This window comes from Streptomyces sp. NPDC026673 (assembly GCF_040638135.1).
In the GTDB taxonomy this organism is placed as follows: domain Bacteria; phylum Actinomycetota; class Actinomycetes; order Streptomycetales; family Streptomycetaceae; genus Actinacidiphila.
This window is the reverse complement of the sequence record NZ_JBEZXR010000001.1, coordinates 218,136-236,227: the sequence shown is the minus strand read 5'-3', so window position 1 is coordinate 236,227 and position 18,092 is coordinate 218,136. Positions and strand designations below refer to the sequence as shown.

The 18,092-nt window shown below is 73.2% G+C and carries 17 protein-coding genes; 8 read left to right on the top strand and 9 right to left on the bottom strand.

The genetic code is table 11. The features are described from left to right. Positions 1-13 precede the first annotated feature (13 nt). Positions 14-463: a MarR family transcriptional regulator gene (locus tag AB0F62_RS01135; RefSeq protein WP_361790551.1), complete on the bottom strand. Its 450-nt coding sequence runs from the start codon at positions 461-463 to the stop codon at positions 14-16. A 150-nt stretch (positions 464-613) separates the two neighbouring features. Here AB0F62_RS01135 and AB0F62_RS01130 point away from each other — a divergent pair, with 150 nt between their 5' ends. Next, positions 614-823 carry a ribbon-helix-helix protein, CopG family gene (locus tag AB0F62_RS01130; RefSeq protein ID WP_361790548.1) on the top strand — a complete coding sequence of 70 codons (210 nt, stop codon included), beginning with the start codon at positions 614-616 and terminating at the stop codon, positions 821-823. Here the strand turns inward: AB0F62_RS01130 and AB0F62_RS01125 are convergent. Continuing rightward, complete coding sequence (locus AB0F62_RS01125) at positions 793-2,253, bottom strand: NCS2 family permease (protein ID WP_361790545.1); 1,461 nt, start codon at positions 2,251-2,253, stop codon at positions 793-795. The two genes, AB0F62_RS01130 and AB0F62_RS01125, sit on opposite strands and share 31 nt — an antisense overlap. A 141-nt stretch (positions 2,254-2,394) precedes the next feature. Here AB0F62_RS01125 and AB0F62_RS01120 point away from each other — a divergent pair, with 141 nt between their 5' ends. Together AB0F62_RS01120 and AB0F62_RS01115 are read left to right on the top strand one after the other, a co-directional pair. Then, positions 2,395-2,679 carry a DUF2530 domain-containing protein gene (locus AB0F62_RS01120; RefSeq protein ID WP_361790542.1) on the top strand — a complete coding sequence of 95 codons (285 nt, stop codon included), beginning with the start codon at positions 2,395-2,397 and terminating at the stop codon, positions 2,677-2,679. 121 nt (positions 2,680-2,800) lie between these two features. Beyond that, positions 2,801-5,230 (top strand): HAD-IC family P-type ATPase, encoded by a 2,430-nt coding sequence (locus tag AB0F62_RS01115; protein WP_361790539.1) that lies wholly within the window; start codon positions 2,801-2,803, stop codon positions 5,228-5,230. Between the two features lie 34 nt (positions 5,231-5,264). Here AB0F62_RS01115 and AB0F62_RS01110 read toward each other — a convergent pair whose 3' ends face one another. The 4 genes from AB0F62_RS01110 to AB0F62_RS01095 form a co-directional block, all read right to left on the bottom strand. Then, positions 5,265-6,101 (bottom strand): calcium-binding protein, encoded by an 837-nt coding sequence (locus tag AB0F62_RS01110; protein WP_361790536.1) that lies wholly within the window; start codon positions 6,099-6,101, stop codon positions 5,265-5,267. A gap of 251 nt (positions 6,102-6,352) precedes the next feature. Further along, positions 6,353-7,201 carry a calcium-binding protein gene (locus AB0F62_RS01105; protein WP_361790533.1) on the bottom strand — a complete coding sequence of 283 codons (849 nt, stop codon included), beginning with the start codon at positions 7,199-7,201 and terminating at the stop codon, positions 6,353-6,355. A 152-nt stretch (positions 7,202-7,353) separates the two neighbouring features. Next, entirely contained in the window at positions 7,354-10,509 is a 3,156-nt protein-coding gene (locus AB0F62_RS01100) for a molecular chaperone Hsp90 (RefSeq protein ID WP_361790801.1), read from the bottom strand. A 298-nt stretch (positions 10,510-10,807) separates the two neighbouring features. Further along, positions 10,808-11,710, bottom strand: a complete 903-nt coding sequence (locus tag AB0F62_RS01095; protein ID WP_361790530.1) for a DUF3027 domain-containing protein — start codon at positions 11,708-11,710, stop codon at positions 10,808-10,810. Positions 11,711-11,915: 205 nt separating this feature from the next. Here AB0F62_RS01095 and AB0F62_RS01090 point away from each other — a divergent pair, with 205 nt between their 5' ends. The 4 genes from AB0F62_RS01090 to AB0F62_RS01075 all read left to right on the top strand — a co-directional run bounded on the left by AB0F62_RS01090 (position 11,916) and on the right by AB0F62_RS01075 (position 15,425). Next, entirely contained in the window at positions 11,916-13,307 is a 1,392-nt protein-coding gene (locus AB0F62_RS01090) for an MFS transporter (protein ID WP_361790798.1), read from the top strand. A 72-nt stretch (positions 13,308-13,379) separates the two neighbouring features. Next, complete coding sequence (locus tag AB0F62_RS01085) at positions 13,380-13,850, top strand: hypothetical protein (RefSeq protein WP_361790527.1); 471 nt, start codon at positions 13,380-13,382, stop codon at positions 13,848-13,850. 16 nt (positions 13,851-13,866) lie between these two features. Further along, on the top strand, positions 13,867-14,568 hold the full coding sequence (locus tag AB0F62_RS01080) for a futalosine hydrolase (RefSeq protein ID WP_361790524.1): 702 nt from the start codon (positions 13,867-13,869) through the stop codon (positions 14,566-14,568). Further along, entirely contained in the window at positions 14,565-15,425 is an 861-nt protein-coding gene (locus AB0F62_RS01075) for a 1,4-dihydroxy-6-naphthoate synthase (RefSeq protein ID WP_361790521.1), read from the top strand. Before AB0F62_RS01080 ends, AB0F62_RS01075 begins: the two co-directional genes overlap by 4 nt. A gap of 21 nt (positions 15,426-15,446) precedes the next feature. On the opposite strand, the gene AB0F62_RS01070 is transcribed toward AB0F62_RS01075, so the two are convergent. Further along, entirely contained in the window at positions 15,447-15,830 is a 384-nt protein-coding gene (locus tag AB0F62_RS01070) for a cold-shock protein (protein WP_018560023.1), read from the bottom strand. 187 nt (positions 15,831-16,017) lie between these two features. Here AB0F62_RS01070 and AB0F62_RS01065 point away from each other — a divergent pair, with 187 nt between their 5' ends. Further along, positions 16,018-16,263, top strand: coding sequence for a hypothetical protein (locus AB0F62_RS01065; RefSeq protein ID WP_361790518.1), 246 nt, complete (start codon positions 16,018-16,020; stop codon positions 16,261-16,263). On the opposite strand, the gene AB0F62_RS01060 is transcribed toward AB0F62_RS01065, so the two are convergent. Further along, complete coding sequence (locus AB0F62_RS01060; RefSeq protein ID WP_361790515.1) at positions 16,233-16,877, bottom strand: haloacid dehalogenase-like hydrolase; 645 nt, start codon at positions 16,875-16,877, stop codon at positions 16,233-16,235. The two genes, AB0F62_RS01065 and AB0F62_RS01060, sit on opposite strands and share 31 nt — an antisense overlap. Positions 16,878-16,887: 10 nt before the next feature. Next, entirely contained in the window at positions 16,888-17,733 is an 846-nt protein-coding gene (locus tag AB0F62_RS01055) for a hypothetical protein (protein ID WP_361790512.1), read from the bottom strand. Positions 17,734-18,092: the final 359 nt, after the last annotated feature.

Sequence of the window (18,092 nt, the reverse complement as noted above, 5' to 3'; positions counted from 1 at the left end):
TCTCGCCTCCTCCTCATCGGGTCCTTGCGTCGGCGTGAGCGAGCTTCTCCAGGACGGGCGCGGCCTCCCGGAGCACCGCGCGTTCCTCCTCCGTGAGGGTGGCCATGAGCTCGGCCAGGAACGCGTTGCGCCGCGCCCTGCTCTCCTCGAGCATCGCCTCCGCCTGCTCCGTCTGCCGGACGACGACCTGGCGGCGGTCGTCCGGGTGCGGATCGCGGTGCACCAGCCCCTTGGACTCGAGCATGGCGACGATCCGGGTCATCGACGGCGGCTGGACGTGCTCCTTGCGGGCCAGTTCCCCCGGGGTGGCGGAACCGCAGCGCGCGAGGGTACCCAGCACGGACATCTCCGTCGGGCTCAGGGACTCGTCGACCCGGTGGTGGCGCAGTCGGCGGGAGAGCCGCATCACGGCACCGCGCAGTGTGCTCACCGCCGCGCGGTCGTCCTCGGACAGTTCGGTCACGTTTATTAGACTAGCTCATTACTCTTGCTAAGAAAAATCGGGGCACGGCCCCGCCACGACCAAACACATTCGTCAAGGAAGTCACCCATCCGGGTGAGTTCCGCCCCGAAAACGAGGCATGCCCGGACAGACCCGCCGGACCCTTGGGCCATGGCTTCGAGAGTGCTCAGCATGCGCATAGACGGGGACCTGCTGGACCGTCTCCAGGCTCACGCCGCCAAACGCGGAATGAGCGTCCAGGACTACATCGTCCGGACGCTCATTCGCGATGACTTCGACGAGAGGCTCAAGGCCTCCGTCGACGAGACCGAGCAGTTCTACACCGGCGGCTACGTCAGGCCCAGCGCCGGCATCAGGTAGTAGAAGGCGAAGACCGCCGACACCGCGTAGAGCGCGGGCGGGACCTCACGGCCGCGCCCCGCCACCAGTCGCAGCGCGCAGAAGGTGATGAAGCCGATGCCGATGCCGTTGGTGATCGAGTAGGTGAACGGCATGAGCAGCATCGTCAGGAACGCCGGGATGGAGATCGTGTAGTCGCTCCAGTCGATCTCCCGGATGCTGCCCGCCATGATCAGGAAGCCCACCGCGACCAGCGCGGGGGTGGCCGCCTGGGCCGGGACCATGGTGGCCAGTGGCGCGAAGAACAGCGCGACGACGAAGAGCAGACCGGTGGCGATCGAGGCGAGGCCGGTACGCGCGCCCTCGCCGGCGCCCGCGGTGGACTCCGCGTAGCAGGTGTTGGCCGAGCAGGAGGTGAAGCCTCCGGCGGCGGTGGCGATGCCGTCCACCATCAGCACCCGGCTCATCCCGGGCAGGTCGCCCTTGGAGTCCAGCAGGTGCGCCTCGTCGCTGACGCCGAGGATGGTGCCCATCGCGTCGAAGAAGCAGCTCAGCAGCACGGTGAAGACGAACAGGATGCCGGTGAGCACACCGACCTCCTGGAAGCCGCCGAACAGGCTCACCTTGCCGATCAGCCCGAAGTCGGGACTGGCGACCGGGTTTCCGGGCCACTGCGGGACGGTGAGACCCCAGGCGGAGTCCTTGACGTTCGCCACGGCGTCGACGACGAGCGCGAGGAGCGTCATCGCGACGATGCTGATCAGGATGGCGCCGGGCACCTTGCGGATGATCAGCCCGAGGGTCAGCAGCACGCCGAGGATGAAGATCAGCACCGGCCAGCCGGTCAGATGGCCGCCCGCGCCCAGCTGCAGCGGGACGGTGGTGTGCGCGGCGTCCGGGATGCGGGTCACGAAGCCGGAGTCGACCAGGCCGATCAGCACGATGAACAGGCCGATGCCGATGGCGATCGCCTTGCGCAGGCCGAGCGGCACCGCGCTCATCACCCGCTCCCGCAGGCCCGTGGCGACCAGCACCATGATCGCGAGACCGGCGAGGACCACCATGCCCATCGCGTCCGGCCAGCTCATCTTCGGCGCCAGCTGGAGGGCGACGATGCTGTTCACCCCGAGGCCCGCGGCCAGCGCGATCGGCACGTTGCCGATGACACCCATGAGCAGCGTGGTGAAGGCGGCGGTCACGACGGTGGCGGTGACCAGCTGGCCGCCGTCGAGGTGGTGGCCGTACTTGTCCACGCCCGAGCTCAGGATGATCGGGTTCAGGACGATGATGTAGGCCATCGCGAAGAAGGTGGCCAGACCACCGCGGATCTCGCGGGGGACGGAGGACCCCCGCTCGGTGATCCGGAAGAACCGGTCGAGCGCGCCATGGGCGGCCGTCGGCGGCGGGGTCGGGGAGCTGGGCACGACCTTGGCGGTGGTCGACGGGGACATGCTGGTCCTTGCGTGGGGGGTTTTGGAGGTTCCTACGACTGAAACCAGTCAGCCTCGGACCGTTTCAGTATGAACATATGAGCGGTCCAAACGCTATCTCCGCGCGTAGACCCCCCTGGGCACCTGGGTACGCTGTGCGGTATGAGCAGCAGCAGCCACAGCAAGGGGACGACCGAGTTGCGCGAGGCCCCGGCGCCTCTGGAGGCGAACGACGTCGCGACCGTCACCGTCGGCACGGTCGTCTGGTTCGCGCTCTTCCTGGTCCAGCTCCCCTTCTACGGCTGGTACGCCGACCACGGCCACGCCTGGTGGATCTGGACCTGCCTCGCCGGTGGCGGCCTCGGCCTCATCGGCCTGTGGTACGTCCGCGCCCGCCGGGACGCCATAGCGCGGGCCCGCGCCGCCGAGACCGCCGCAGGGGACTGACCCGGCCCCGGGGGTCGGCGGCCGGCGCCCGCGCCGCCGGTCGTACGGCGCCCCGGAGATGTCCCCGAGAGCGGACCCCTCGCCGCGCCGAGGGCGCCGCCGTCCACGTACCGTCGGTTTCATGACGGAAAGCACGCGGCGGGACGCCGCCGGGACGGTACCGGCGACGCTCGGCGGGCTGACCGCGGCCGAGGTCGCGGAGCGGGTGGCGCGGGGCGAGGTCAACGACGTCCCGGTGCGCTCTTCGCGCTCGCTGGCCGAAATCGTTCGCGCGAACGTCTTCACCCGCTTCAACGCGATCATCGGAGTGCTCTTCCTGATCATCCTGGTGGTGGGACCGATCCAGGACGGCCTCTTCGGCTTCGTCATCATCGCCAACACCGGCATCGGCATCTTCCAGGAGTGGCGCGCCAAGAAGACCCTGGACGGACTCGCCGTGATCGGCGAGGCCAGACCCACCGTCCGCCGCGACGGGGTGCCGACGCGGGTCTCCACCTCCGGGATCGTCCTGGGCGACCTCATCGAACTCGGGCCGGGCGACAAGGTGGTGGTCGACGGCGAGGTGGCCGAGGCCGACAGCCTGGAGGTCGACGAGTCGCTGCTGACCGGCGAGGCCGACCCGGTCGTCAAGCAACCGGGCGACACCGTCATGTCCGGCAGCTTCGTCGTCGCGGGCGGCGGGGCCTTCACCGCCACCAAGGTCGGACGGGAGGCCTACGCGGCACAACTCGCCGAGGAGGCGAGCCGCTTCACGCTCGTCCACTCCGAACTGCGCAGCGGCATCAGCCAGATCCTCAAGTACGTGACGTGGATGATGGTCCCCACCGCGATCGGCCTGATCGTCAGCCAGCTCGTCCTGGAGGACAACGACTGGCGCGAGGCGGTCCGCCGCATGGTGGGCGGCATCGTGCCGATGGTGCCCGAGGGGCTGGTCCTGCTCACCTCGGTGGCCTTCGCGATCGGCGTGGTCCGGCTGGGCCGCAAGCAGTGCCTGGTCCAGGAGCTGCCCGCGATCGAGGGACTGGCCCGGGTGGACGTGGTCTGCCTCGACAAGACCGGCACCCTGACCGAGGGCGGGATGGACGTCGCCGAACTGCGGATGCTGGACGGTGTCCCCGAGGCGTACATCCGGCAGGTGCTCGGCGCGGTCAGCGCCGCCGACCCGCGCCCCAACCCCACCCTCGCCGCCGTCGCCGCGGCCTTCCCCGCCCCCGACGGCGGCTGGCGGGTCCTGGAGGCGCTGCCCTTCTCCTCCGCCCGCAAGTACAGCGGTGCCGCCTTCGACGAACCGGGCGGGGAGCGCAGCGCCTGGCTGCTCGGCGCCCCGGACGTGCTGCTGCCCGCCGGCGACCGGGCGCTCGGCGAGATCGACGGCCTCAACGCCCAGGGCCTGCGGGTGCTGCTGCTCGCCCGGACCGGGACGGACCTCGGCGACCCGGCGGAGGGCACCGCCGCCGTTCCGGCCGCACTGGTCGTCCTGGAGCAGCGGCTGCGCCCCGACGCCGCCGATACCCTGCGCTACTTCGCCGAACAGGACGTCCACGCCAAGGTCATCTCCGGCGACAACGCGGTCTCCGTCGGCGCCGTCGCAGGCAAGCTGGGGCTGCCGGGTGCCGAGCGGACGGTCGATGCCCGCAGGCTGCCGGCCGAGCGGACGGAGATGGCGGCCGCGCTCGACCGGGGGGCGGTCTTCGGCCGGGTCACGCCGCAGCAGAAGCGGGAGATGGTGGGCGCGCTCCAGTCACGCGGCCACAACGTGGCGATGACCGGGGACGGCGTCAACGACGTCCTCGCCCTCAAGGACGCGGACATCGGCGTCGCCATGGGCTCCGGCTCCGAGGCGACCCGGGCGGTCGCGCAGATCGTCCTGCTCAACAACAGCTTCTCGACGCTGCCGTCGGTCGTGGCCGAGGGCCGCCGGGTCATCGGCAACATCACCCGCGTCGCCACGCTCTTCCTCACCAAGACCGTCTACTCGGTGCTGCTCGCCCTGCTGGTGATCATCTGGCACGCGCCGTACCCCTTCCTGCCCCGGCACCTGACGCTGCTGTCCACCCTGACCATCGGCGTCCCGGCCTTCTTCCTCGCCCTCGCCCCCAACAAGGAGCGGGCCCAGCCGCACTTCGTCCGCCGGGTCATGCGCTACTCGCTGCCCGCCGGGGTGATCGCGGGTGTCGCCACCTTCGTGACGTACATCCTGGCCCGCCATCACTACCAAGGCGCGGGCGCGCTGCAGGCGGAGACCAGCGCCGCGACGCTGACCCTCTTCCTGGTCGCCATGTGGGTGCTGGCGCTCGTCGCGCGGCCCTACACCTGGTGGCGGATCGCCCTGGTCCTCGCCATGGGCGCGGGTTTCCTGATCGTCCTGGTGACCCCGTGGCTGCAGGAGTTCTTCGCGCTGCGCCTGGTCGGTACGCGGGGCCCCTGGACGGCCGTCGCCGTGGCGGTGGTGGCGGCGGCGCTGCTGGAACTGGTGTGGCGCCGGGTCGAGCGGATGGACGACGACGCCGACGCCCCGCCGGGGAAACGCGAGGCGCCGGGCCCCCGCTGAGGGGACCCGGCGCCTCGGGGTACTGCCGGCGTGCTTACTTCACGTCGACGAAGTCGGACGTGCTGACCGCCGTACCGGTGGTCGAGGTGCCCACGAAGTTGTAGCGCCAGTAACCGTCGGTGGAGGCCGTGACGGTGGTCTTCAGGGCACCGGTGCTGCTGGACTTGACGGTCTTGACCGTCTTGTAGGTGCTGGTGCCCTTCTTGCGGAACTGCAGCTGCACCGACTGGCTGGTGTAGCCGTGGTACAGGCTGTCGTCCCAGTTGGCACGGGTCAGCTTGCCCGTGACGGTGATGGTCTTGCCCTTCTTCACCGGCTCCGGCGAGGCGTTGACCGTGAGCTTGGCGTAGCGCTTGAAGTGCGCCGTGGTGTACGCGTCGGCGGAGGTGAAGCCGCCGTCGTTGCCGAGGGCGTCGGCGTAGACCTTCCAGCCGCCCGCCAGGGCGTTCCAGAGGTAGAGCTTGGGGTCGATGTCGACGGTGACCTTGCAGGTCGAGACCGTGGGGTCGGTGGCGGACACGGTGCAGGTGCCGTGGTCCGCCTCGGGGCCGAACACCTGGTCGTAGTTCTCCAGGTCGGAGCCCTTCCACAGGGCGGCCCAGCCGTCCTGGATGCCGGACGGGCTGCTCGCCGTCACCGAGAGGGTGACGGTCTTCTTGGCGGAGGTTCCGATGACGATGTCGGAGCCGCCGCTGATCACGACCTTGGAGATCGTGGGCTCGACGACGTCCTCCGCCGCTGCCGCCGCCTTCTTGGAGTGCGGCGCGCGGTCGAGGAGGCCCGCCTTGCCATCCGCCTGCGCGGACGGGACCGCGAGGGCGGCCAGTGCCAGGGCGCCGGTAACGGCGGCCACAGTGGCGCGAATACGCATGCTTGAGAATCCCCACTTGGAAGCGACGCCCGTCGTACTCCCCCCGACGGGACGTCTCGAATGGTGAGAGGGAGCGTACGCGCGTATCCCCGTTCCACGGAAATCCTTTCGGCGAACACGCGTATGTGACGCCGGACACGCCCGTCCGCCCCCGGTTCGGCCGGAACGGCGCTCGCGGGCCGGCTCCGGGGAAACGCGAGGCGCCGGGCCCCCGCTGAGGGGACCCGGCGCCTCGGGGTACTGCCGGCGGGTTACTTCACGTCGACGAAGTCGGACGTGCTGACGGCCGTACCGGTGGTCGAGGTGCCGACGAAGTTGTAGCGCCAGTAACCGTCGGTGGAGGCCGTGACGGTGGTCTTCAGGGCACCGGTGCTGCTGGACTTGACGGTCTTGACCGTCTTGTAGGTGCTGGTGCCCTTCTTGCGGAACTGCAGCTGCACCGACTGGCTGGTGTAGCCGGCGTACTTGCCGGTCGCCCAGTTCGCGCGCTCCAGCTTGCCCGTGACGGTGATGGGCTTGCCCTTCTTCACCGGCTCCGGCGAGGCGTTGAACGTGACCAGCCGGGCGTTGCGCTTGACCTTCGTGGTGGCGGCGGCGTCCTTGACCACCCCGTCCTCGTCCTTGGCCAGGGCGCCGACGGCCACCTTCCAGGTGCCGGCCAGCTCGTTCTTGTAGAGGTCCATCGCCGGGTCGAACGTGAAGGTCAGCTTGCAGGTCGAGACCGCCGGGTCGGTGGCGGAGACGGTGCAGGTGGCCGTGTCCTCGTTCGGCACCACACCTCCGTCCACACCGTCGGGGGACTCGAGGTCGGTGCCGTGCCAGAGGATGGCGAACACGTCCTCGATGCCGGACGGGTCGGTGGCGGTCACCGACAGGCTGACCGTCTTCGTGGCGGTCGTCCCGAGGACGATGTCCTTGCCGCCGTTGACGACGACCTTCGTGATCTTGGTGTCACCCACGACCTCGTCCGCCCCCGCCTTGGCGGCGAAGGTCGAAAGGGCGGAGGCGGCAGGCTTGTCGGACGCCTGCGCGGCCGGAACGGCCAGCGAGGCCAGTGCCAGGGCGCCGGTAACGGCGGCCACAGTGGCGCGAATACGCATGCTTGAGAATCCCCACGTGAAGCGACGCCCGTCGCACTTCCCCCCGACGGGACGTCTCGAATGGTGAGAGGGAGCGTACGCGCGAACCCCCGTTCCACGGAAACCTTTTCGACGAACACGCGCGTGTGACGGCGGACACGCCCGCCCCCGGATCAGTCGAACCAGCGGTCGCGGGCCAGTTCCTCCGTGCGGGTCGGGTCCTCCAGCAGCGCGGCCACTTCGAAGCGGCGCTGCCAGGCGCCGGCCGCCCAGGACAGGCCGGCGGCGACGCCCTCCAGCGTGGCGGCGTGCAGGGTGCCGTCGGTCCACCGCCAGTCGAGCTCGACGGTGCCGCCGTCGGGGGCGCGGACCAGCAGTTCCTCGTGCTCGACGTACGACAGGGGAGCACCCGGCAGCAGTTCGCGGACCGCGTCGGCGACCTCGTGGGGCTCGCCTTCGGAGACGACCGGGGCCTCGAAGGCCTCACTGAGCCGACGCACCTGGAACAGCTCGGCCAGCGCGGCGGCGCGGACCGGCGGCACCGGGAGCAGCGGCCGGCCGGCGGCGAGCCGCAGCAGGTCCGGGGCGTCCGCCACCAGGGCGTCCGCGGCGTCCACGACACGCGGCTCGCGGCCGTCGACGACGGCGCGCAGCTCGTCGGGGAGGGTGACCTGCTCGGGGTCGAGGGTGGCCAGCTCGGAGTAGAGCCGGTGCAACTGCGCCGGGGTGACCGCGGAGTCCGGGTCGGCGAGGCGGGCGAGCAGTTCGGCGCCGCCGCCCGGCTCGTCCAGTAGGGCCGCGGCGGACGTGCGCACCCCCAGGGCGCGCAGTACCTGGTCGTCCACGGCCCCGGCCTCGGCGTCCTCGTACAGCCCGGCGAGCAGCGGATCCCCGCCCGCGGCGCGCAGGCCGACGGGGCGGCGGCCGTCGAGGACCGGGTGGTCGCGCAGCCACCAGGCGGTGTAGGGACGCACGGACGTCGTGGTGCCGTCCGGCAGCAGGACCCGCACCGGCTGGGTGACCGCGTCGCGCAGCGGCGGCACGGAGAGCATGGCCAGCGCCTGCGGCCAGGCGTCGTCGTCGACGAGATCCAGGTCGCGCACGGCGACGATCTCGGTCGCGACCGGGGGCACGTCGGTGTCCGGCAACTGGTCGAGGACGTCCTCGCACCACACGTCGACCGCGTCGAGCAGACCGGCGTCGTCCGGCTCGGCCCAGTCGCTCTCGCGCGGCTCCAGCTCGTCCGGGTCGAGCACCACGTCGGTGGCCCGGACCAGGGCGAAGGTGGCGAGCACGCCGACCGCGGTCATCGGCTGCTCGCCCCAGCGGGCGGCCAGGTCCGCGTCCACGGAGCCGAGTTCGCCCTCCCGGATGACCTGCTCGAAGGCGCTGCCGGGCAGCACGAGTTCGCCGGCGGGCGCGAGTTCGCCCTCGTCGTCGGTGAGGGCCAGCGCGGCCAGCCACGGCTCGTCGCCGGGGGCGAGGTTCGCGGCCCGGACCAGACCGAGGACGACCTCGGCGAGCTCCTCGGCGTCCAGCGCGGGCGCGTCCTCGTCCCACATCTCGTCGGCGTCCAGGGACGCGGCCACCGCCGCGCGCACCTGGGGCGTGGTGAGGACGGCGCGCGGGGTGGCCGGCGTGGCGCCGAGCTTCTCCAGCAGCGGGTGCGCGGCCTCGGGGTCGGCCACCTTCAGGCCCAGCCGGGCGAGTTCCGAGGCGGCGGGCAGTCCGGTGCTGACCGGGGCCGCCTCCTCCGCGTAGACGCTGTCCATCTCGGGGAGCGGCAGCAGCACCTGGCGCGGTCCGACGACCGTGCGCCCTCCGGCCAGCGGCACCGGCAGCCCGCTCAGCCGGTCCGGGTCGGTGCCCGCCAGCGAGTCGTAGAGGCGGTGCCACCAGGCGGCGGGACGCTCCACCCCGGCGAGCCGGTCGATCGCGTCGCCCAGCGGCAGCCGCGCGACGCCGAGGGCGCGCAGTTCGGGGCGGCGCTCCAGACCGGGGGGCAGCAGGGTCGGGAAGACCTCCGCCAGGACACGGACGGTCTCCGCGCCGGTGCCCTCGACGACCTCGGCCTCCACCGGGCGCAGCGCGGGCGGGAGTTCGTCCTCCTCGGCGGTGCCCGGGACATCGGCCGCGCGCGGCAGGAAGGCGGTGCGCGGCAGCCGCTCCAGCACGTGGCGACGCAGTTCCGCGTCGAGCTCGCCCTTGCCGAGCGGGCCCGGCACGAGGTCCACGATGCCCGCGGCGACGGGCTGCCAGTCGGCGAGCAGCCCCACGTACAGGTCGGCCGCCCGCCCGATCAGGAAGTCGGTGAGCGCGCCGGGCGCGGCGTGCCGCCGCGTCGGGTCCAGCGGCAGCGAGGCGATCAGCAGCGCGGGCAGTCCCAGTGCCTCGTCCGTCGGGGTCGGGGCGTGCACGAAGGGGGCCGTCCGCGGCCGCGCGGGAGCGCCCTCGGGGTCCACCGGGACGGCCCAGGTCACCGACCACACCGGCCGCAGCCGCTCCTCGACCGGGCGGTCGGCCAGCAGCTCCGGCTCCAGCGTTCCGCCGTCGCTCGCGGTGCGCCAGCGGGTGGTGCCGCCGGTGCTGTCCGCGACGACGGTCAGCCCGTCCTCCTGGCGCCGGGTGAGGGTCCTCGCCCCCTCCGGCGTCTCCACGACGACCTCGGCCAGGGCGGGCAGCGTCAGCAGCAGCGCGTCGTCGATCGCGGCGAGCAGACGCGCCGCCAGGTCCTGCGCGGCGCCGTCGCGCAGCGGCAGCACGACACAGGTGTCGTAGCCGTCCGGGGCGGTGCCCTCGGCCGGCAGCGGCAGCCGCAGCAGCGGTACGTGGCCGTCGCGGCGGCGCAGCTCGTCGGTGAGCCCCGGGGAGCGCTCGCCCGTCTCGTGGGCGAGGTCGCGGGCCTCGGCCAGGGACCAGCGGACACCGCCGCTGCGGCTGAGGATCGCGGGCTCGTCGCTGACCGCCAGCACGGCGGAGAAGCCCACGCCGAAGCGGCCGACGGCGCCGTCCGCCTCCTCGCGCTTGGCGCTGGCGCGCAGCGTCGACAGGGACTCCACACCCGCGGCGTCGAGATGGGCACCGGTGTTGGCGGCGGCGAGCACACCCTCGCGGAGGGTCAGCCGCAGGCGGCCGGTCACCCCGGCGCGGGTCGCGGCGTCGGCGGCGTTCTGGGCGAGCTCGATGACGAGGCGGTCGCGGTAGCCGCCGAGCGCGAGGTCCTCCTCGGCGTTCGCGTCCTCCCGGAACCGGGCGGGCGACGCGGCCCACGCGTCCAGCACGGCCCGGCGCAGCCGTACGGTCCCGAACGGATCTGCGCCCCGGTCCATCGCGGTCCCGCTCACGTCGTCTTCTCCCTCACGCGGTGTCGCATGCCCTGTGCGAGTGACGCTACCGCGTGGGGTGTCGGACAGTCGTCCCGCAGGGCGCGGGGGCACCCCCGTGACCGGCGGGTCGTCGCCCTCGCGGACAACACGCCACAGCCCCTACGAGGGCCTGCCCACCCCGGACCGCGCCGACCGGCCTCCACCGCCCACCGGAACGACGCACACCCCGGAAAACGATCCACCGCAGAAACCACCGGACGCCTGGGCGCGGCGCGGCCACGGGGCGGACGCGGCGGAGCCGTCAGCTGTGGCCGAGTTCCTCGGCCGGGGTGCTGTCCTCGACGGAGCCGTGGCGGTCGGGGTGGAGGGGGAGCGGCTCGACCGCCGTCTCGTCGAGGACGGGCGGCGCGGGCCGCGGCGTCTTCGGCATGACCGCGGCCTCGGAGTGCGCGCCGCACCCGTACGCGAGGGAGACCACGCGCCCGTCGGCCGGGGAGAACTCGTTGGCGCAGACCCCGAAAGCCTGCCGCAGGGAGCCCGCGATGGGCACCAGGAAGCCGCAGGAGACGCACTGCGCGGGGGCGGCCTGGGCCATCGGGGCCTTGGGGCCGTACTCGTCCTCCCAGCGGTCCGCGGCGACGTGCAGGCCGTACCGGGACAGCACCCGCGGCCGGCCCATGCCGATCTCCTCGGCGACGGCCGCGATCGTGCCCACCGTGGGCGCCAGCGGCAGGGCCGCCGGAGGACCGCCGGAGACGTCGGCGTCCTCCGCCTCGACCAGTTCCGCCATCTCCTCCGAGACCGGCGAGTTCGGCGGCGGGGCGTCCTCCCCCGAGAAGCCGGTCTCCAGGCGCAGGTCCTCGGCCTCGGTGGGCAGCAGGTCGCCGGGGCCGAGGTCGCCGGGGCGCAGGCGCTCGCTCCACGGCACCCATTCGGGCGCGAGGACCGCCTCGGGCCCGGGCACGAGGACCGTCTCGTCCAGCGTGATCGCCTTGGCGCGGGAGGCGCGGGTGAGCGTGACCGCCCAGCGCCAGCCGCGGTAGGCGTCCTCGCGGCAGTCGAAGAGGTGCGTGACGACACGGTCACCCTCGGCCACCGCCCCGAGGTGCTCGCCGACCGCTTTCTCGCCGAAGGCCTCGACGGCGGCTTCCAGGGCGAGGTCGACCGCCTCGGCGCACAGGCGGTCAGGGGTACGGCTTCGCATCGCAGCACTCACAAGAATCGATTCTCTCCTACGCCGTCTTACGCGTGCGCCGCCGAGGGTCGGGCGGGGCGGTGGCGGAGCGGACCGGAGGACCGCTTCAAACGCTGCCTGCCCGTACGTCCACGGGCGCACCTGATGACTCCATTCTGCGCGATCGCACGCTATCGGTGCGCGCCCCGTTCGGAAAGCCGCTCGGTAGGGCAGACTGGCGAGCGTGGCACGCACAGTGACGTCCGGCCCGGGACCGGTTCGCAGGGCGGGGAACGCCGTCGCGCGCGCCACGCAGCGTACGTCGACCGCCGTGGTGCGGCGCGTCCGACGTCACACGCACTCGGGCGGGGCGGGCGAGTCGGGCCTGGCGAAGCTGATCGAGCTGCACGCGGTGAACTCCGCGGGCGACATGCTGATCACCGTCGCGCTCGCCAGCACGATCTTCTTCTCCGTGCCGACCGGTGAGGCGCGCGGCCGCGTGGCGCTCTACCTGCTGGTCACGATGGCGCCGTTCGCGCTGCTGGCCCCGGTGATCGGGCCGCTGCTGGACCGCATCCCGCACGGCCGGCGCGCCGCCATGGCGATGTCGATGCTGGCCCGGGCGATCCTGGCCTGGACGATGGCCGGGGTGGTGGCGACCGCCGGGCTCGAGCTCTATCCGGCCGCCCTGGGGGTGCTCGTCGCGTCGAAGGCGTACGGCGTGGTGCGCAGCGCCGTGATGCCACGGCTGCTGCCCGCCCGGACGACGCTGGTGAAGGCGAACTCCCGGGTGAGCCTGACCGGCCTGCTGGCCACGGCCGTGGCGGCGCCGATCGGCGGTCTGCTGCACCTGATCGGCCCGGGCGTGCCGCTGTACGGGGCGTTCGTGGTGTTCGTCTGCGGCACGCTGCTCTCCTTCTCCCTCCCGCACAAGGTGGACTCCGCCAAGGGCGAGGCGCGCGCCGAGCTGACCTCGGGCGAGGACGGCGAGCCCCACCGCCACCTCGGCCGGCAGTGGCGGGAGAAACGGCCGGGGCTGCGGAGCGTCGGCGGCCCGGTGCTGCACGCCCTGCAGGCCAACGCGTCGCTTCGGGCGCTCTCCGGTTTCCTGACCCTCTTCCTCGCCTTCCTGTTGCGGGAGCATCCGCTGGGCGGCCTGTCGGGGCCCGTCTCGCTGGGGCTGGTCGCCGTGGCGGCGGGCACGGGCAACGCCTTCGGCACCGCGCTGGGCTCCTGGCTGCGGGCCCGCGGCCCGGAGCGGATCATCATCAGCGCGCTGGCCGCCGCCCTGGCGGCGACGTGCGTGGCGGCCGCCTGGTACGGGGTGCTGACCATCGCGGTCGTCGCGGCCGCGGCGGGCATCGCGCAAGCGCTCGGCAAGCTCTCGCTGGACGCGCTGATCCAGCGCGACGTACCGGAGGAGGTGCGCACCTCGGCCTTCGCCCGCTCGGAGACCGCGCTCCAGCTGGCGTGGGTGATCGGCGGCGCCATCGGCATCGTCCTGCCGCTCAACGGCACGCTCGGGATGGCGGTGGCGGCGGCCCTGGTGGCCGTCGGATTCGCCTTCTCGGTGCGCGGTCTGATGACCGGTGCCCGACGTCGCGCGACACGTCCGCGCACGGTGTGAGCGCGGCCGGCCCGGGGACACGAGCGGGCCCCCCGCGTAGCGGGAGCGCGACCGCCCGGTAGCCTCACCTTCATGAGCATTCGCCGCCGTGCCGCCGCCCTCGGTGCCGTGTCCCTCGGGCTGATCGCCCTCTCCGCCTGCGAGAAGCCGACCCCCCTGGCGACCGTCACCGTCGGCGACAAGACCGTGACCACCGAGGCCACCAGCAAGTGCTACCTCGACGGCAAGAAGCTGACGGAGCAGGCGTTCCTCTCCTGCCTGCAGACCAAGCCCGAGAAGACCATCACGGTCCGGGCCGGTGACAAGGTGCGGATCGGCGTCGACCCCGCGATCGCCGAGAAGGGCTGGGTCGTGGCCGCCGGCACGTCGGGCAAGTCGGGTCTGCTGAAGGACACCACCTACCGCTCCTTCGAGGCCGACACGCTGTTCGCCGACGCGCAGACGGGTGCCGCGGCCAGCCAGGTCGTCCTCAACATCATCGAGACGACCGGCACGCAGGACTACCTCGGCGTGTGGCAGTTCAAGCTGAAGATGGCGGACTGACGCGTCCGCTGACGTCATGACGCCCCGCCTCCTCGTCGTCACCGCCGTCGCGGCGGAACGCGACGCGGTCGTACGCGGACTCGGCGGTCCGGCCGCCGAACTGCCCGTGCCCGGTCGCCGGATCGCGCTGCGCACCGCCGTCGCGGACGTGCTGGCCGCCGGCGTCGGCCCCGCCGCCGCGGCCGCCGGGACGGCCGCCGCGCTCACCGGCGCCGAGTACGGGCTCGTCGTGTCCGCCGGGATCGCCGGCGGGTTCCGGCCCGGTGCCCCGGTCGGGTCGGCCGTGGTGGCCGACGCGATCGTCGCCGCGGACCTGGGCGCCGAGGGGCCCGACGGTTTCCTCCCCGTCGCCGAACTGGGCTTCGGCACCTCCGAGCACCGCCCGCCCGGCCCGCTGTCCCGCCGGGTCGCCGACGTCCTCGGCGCGGCGTACGGGCCGGTCCTTACCGTGTCGACGGTGACCGGTACGGCCGGGCGCGCCGCGGAGTTGGCACGCCGTCATCCCGGTGCGCTGGCGGAGGCCATGGAGGGCTTCGGCGTGGCGGAGGCGGCCGCGGCGCACGGGCTGCCCGTCCTGGAGATCCGTACGGTGTCCAATCCCGTGGGTCCGCGCGACCGCGCGGCCTGGCGGATCGGGGAGGCGCTGGACGCGCTCGCCGACGCCTTCGCCCGGCTCGGGAAGCAGCCCGCCGTACTCGACGTTGGAGATCGGACATGAGCCAAGAGCGCGCGCTGCGGATCGCCTACTCCCCCTGCCCCAATGACACCTTCGTCTTCCACGCCTGGGCGCACGGCCTGGTCCCGGGCGCGCCGCCGATCGACGTGACGTTCGCGGACATCGACATCACCAACGGGATGGCGGAGCGCGGCGAGTTCGACGTCCTGAAGGTCTCCTACGCGGTGCTGCCCTACGTCCTCGACGAGTACGCGCTGCTGCCCTGCGGCGGCGCGCTCGGCCGCGGCTGCGGCCCTCTCGTCCTGACCAGGGACGAGGGCTCGGGCAAGGGTGCCGACCTCAGTGGGCGCACGGTGGCGGTGCCGAGCGAGCGCTCGACGGCGTACCTGCTCTTCCGGCTGTGGGCGGCCGCGGAAGTGCCGGGCGGGGTCGGCGAGATCGTCGTCCTGCCGTTCCACGAGATCATGCCGGCGGTGCGGGACGGCCGGGTGGACGCGGGACTCGTGATCCACGAGGCGCGCTTCACCTACCAGGACTACGGGCTGCACAAGCTCGCCGACATGGGCGAGCACTGGGAGCAGACCACCACGCTCCCCATCCCGCTGGGCGCGATCATCGCCAAGCGGTCCCTGGGCGAGGAGCGGCTGCGCGAACTGGCGGCGGCGGCCCGCACCTCGGTCCACATGGCGTGGGACGAACCGGAGGTCTCCCGCGGCTACGTCATGGAGCACGCGCAGGAGATGGACCCGAAGGTGGCGGACCAGCACATCGGGCTCTACGTGAACGAGTTCACCTCGGCGCTGGGCGACGAGGGCTACGCGGCGGTCCGCGGGCTGCTCACCCGGGCCGCGGCCGAGGGGCTGGTACCGCCCCTCGGTCCGCACGCGCTCGAGTTCTGAGCCCGCCTCGCGGGCGGGGTCTCAGACGTCCAGCTGGTCGGCGACGACGCGCAGGACGGAGGCGATCTTGTGGCCGTGGGCCTTGTCCGGGTAACGGCCGCGCTGCAGCGAGCGGGCGACGTCCTCCAGCAGCGTGGTGAGGTCCTGCACGATGGGCAGCAGTTCGTCGGGCTTGCGCCGCTGCGCGGCCGCCACGGACGGCGCCGGGTCCAGCAGGGTCACCGAGAGGGCCTGGTCACCGCGCTGTCCGGCGACCACCCCGAACTCCACGCGCTGCCCCGGCTTGAGCGTGGCCACGCCGTCCGGCAGCACGGAGGAGTGCACGAAGACGTCACCGCCGTCGTCGCGGGAGAGGAAGCCGAAGCCCTTCTCGCTGTTGAACCACTTCACCTTGCCGGTAGGCACGTCCGACCTCGTCCTCGCTGTAGACAGAAAAAAGCTCTTGGATAGCAAGACAGCGGGTCCCTATCGCTGACCCGCTGCCCATAAGGCTAATGGCCCAGGGGCGTGTGACAAGACGTCGTGGTGCCTCTCCTCCGGTCGCCATCCGGCCGGTGCGCTGCGACTTCCCCCGGCGATCTACCCTGGTCGGGTGACCAACGAAACCCGGAAACCGGGCGATCTCCTCGTGCGCGCCGGCGCCGCCGTCTTCATCGTCGGCGCGCTCGGCACACTGGCCACCGTGGCCCCGCTCTTCCTGGGTTCCGACCCGCTGCCGACCGCCGCCTACCTGGTGTCGATGCTCATGGGCGTCGGCTTCGCGCTCGGCCTGGCCGGGCTGCTGCGCTCCGCCCGGGCGCAGAGCCGTCAGGCGACGGCGCCCGGATCCGGGGCGTAACCGGCGAACCAGGCGGCGAACTCCGTCAGGTCCGCCAGCACGACGTCCGCCCCCGCCGCGCGCAGTTCGTCCGCCGTGACCGGGCCCGTCGCCACCGCCACGGACAGCGCTCCGGCCGTACGGGCCCCGACGACGTCGCCCACGTGGTCGCCGACGTAGACCGCCGCGCCGTACTCGGTCAGGGCCTCCGCCTTCGCCTCGGCCCACAGCCAGCCGCGCACCTCGTCGACGCCCAGGCCCAGGTGCGAGAGGTGCAGCTTGGCGTTCGGCTCGTGCTTCGCGGTGACCACGACGGCCCGTCCGCCCGCGGCGTGCACCGCGGCCACGGCCTCGTGGGCCCCGGGCATGGCCGGGGTCGGGGCGATGGCGTACTCGGGGTAGAGCCCCCGGTAGCGGTCGGCGACCGCGGGGATGTCCTCGGCCGGGAACCAGTGCGCCAGCTCCCAGTCGAGCGGCGGCCCGAGCCGGGTGACGGCGAGCGCGGAGTCGATGAAGACGCCGGTCTCCTCGGCGAGGCGGTCGTACGTGGCCTTGATGCCGGGCCGCGAGTCGATCAGCGTCATGTCGAGGTCGAAACCGACCGTTATCGGAGATGTCGGCAGGGAAGCGGGCATGGGAGCCACTCTAACGAGGCGCCCGGCCGGCCCTGCTCCCCCGCCAGAGCAGGAAGGCCGCGGAGGCCACGGCGGCGATCCGGACGACCGTCGGCAGCGCGTCGGCGAGCTCGGGGCCCAGCCGGCCTTCGGGGACCGGTTCGCCCCACCGCCCGGCGAACCGGCCCCAGAACCAGACCAGCGCGACAGCGGCGGTCAGCCCCGGCAGTCCCAGCGCCGCGAACCGGGACGCGCGGCGCGACAGCCGGCGTGAACCGTAGGCGACGGCCCAGCCGGCGAGGAGGGCGATCCAGGAGCCGAGCACCGCGCCGGCCAGCAGCAGGAGCGCGGCGACGGTCTCCAGCAGGCCCGGTCGCCACCGCCTGCGGCGGCCGGCCCGCGGCGCGCCGGTCTCCGCCTCCGCTTCGGGCTCCCCCTCCGCCTCCGGTTCCGGTCGGGCCTCGGGCAGGGCCTCGGGGGTGAGGGGGACGATCACGCCGCCGGTCATGCCCGGCAGCCCGGCCAGCTCGTCGCCCGGCAGGAGCTTCCGCCCCGGGGACTGCGTCCGCTGATCGGGCACCCGCCACCACTCCGGCTCGGCCGGGGCGGGTGCCTGCGCTCCTTCCGCCCTCGGCTCCGGGGTGCGGGGCGCGGGCACGGCCGCGGCCTCCTTCACCACCGCGTCCGGGTCCCCGAGCCTGCCCAGGATCCGCCGCACCGCGGCGGGGTTGTCGCTGCCGCCCCGCTTGCGGTCGATGTCCTCGCGCAGGCGCGCCACGAGGTCCCGCCGGCGGTCCGCCGGCAGGGCCGTCTGCGCCAGGTCCCCCACCTTGCTGAGGTAGTCCAGAACCAACCGGTCGCTCTCCTCCGCACCCATGCGGCCGACGCTACCGCCCCCCGGGGCGGCACCGGGCACGGTTGCGGGCGGGCGGAGCGCGCACGGCCCGGGCTGGTGGACGGGCGGTCCACCACCAGACGCGGAGGCACCCCCAGCGGAGCCAGGGGAGGCACGGCTGCCCGCGCCCCCCACGCGCCCGCACCAGGCACGGTTGCCAGCGGGCGGAGGCCGCACGGCCCGGGTTGATGGGCGTGCGGTCCACCGCCAAGCGCGGAGGCACCCCCGCGGAACCAGGGGAGGCACAACGGCCCGCGCCCCACGCGCCCGCACCAGGCACGGTTGCCGGCGGAGCGCGCACGGCCCGGGCTGGTGGACGAGCGGTCCACCACCAGACGCGG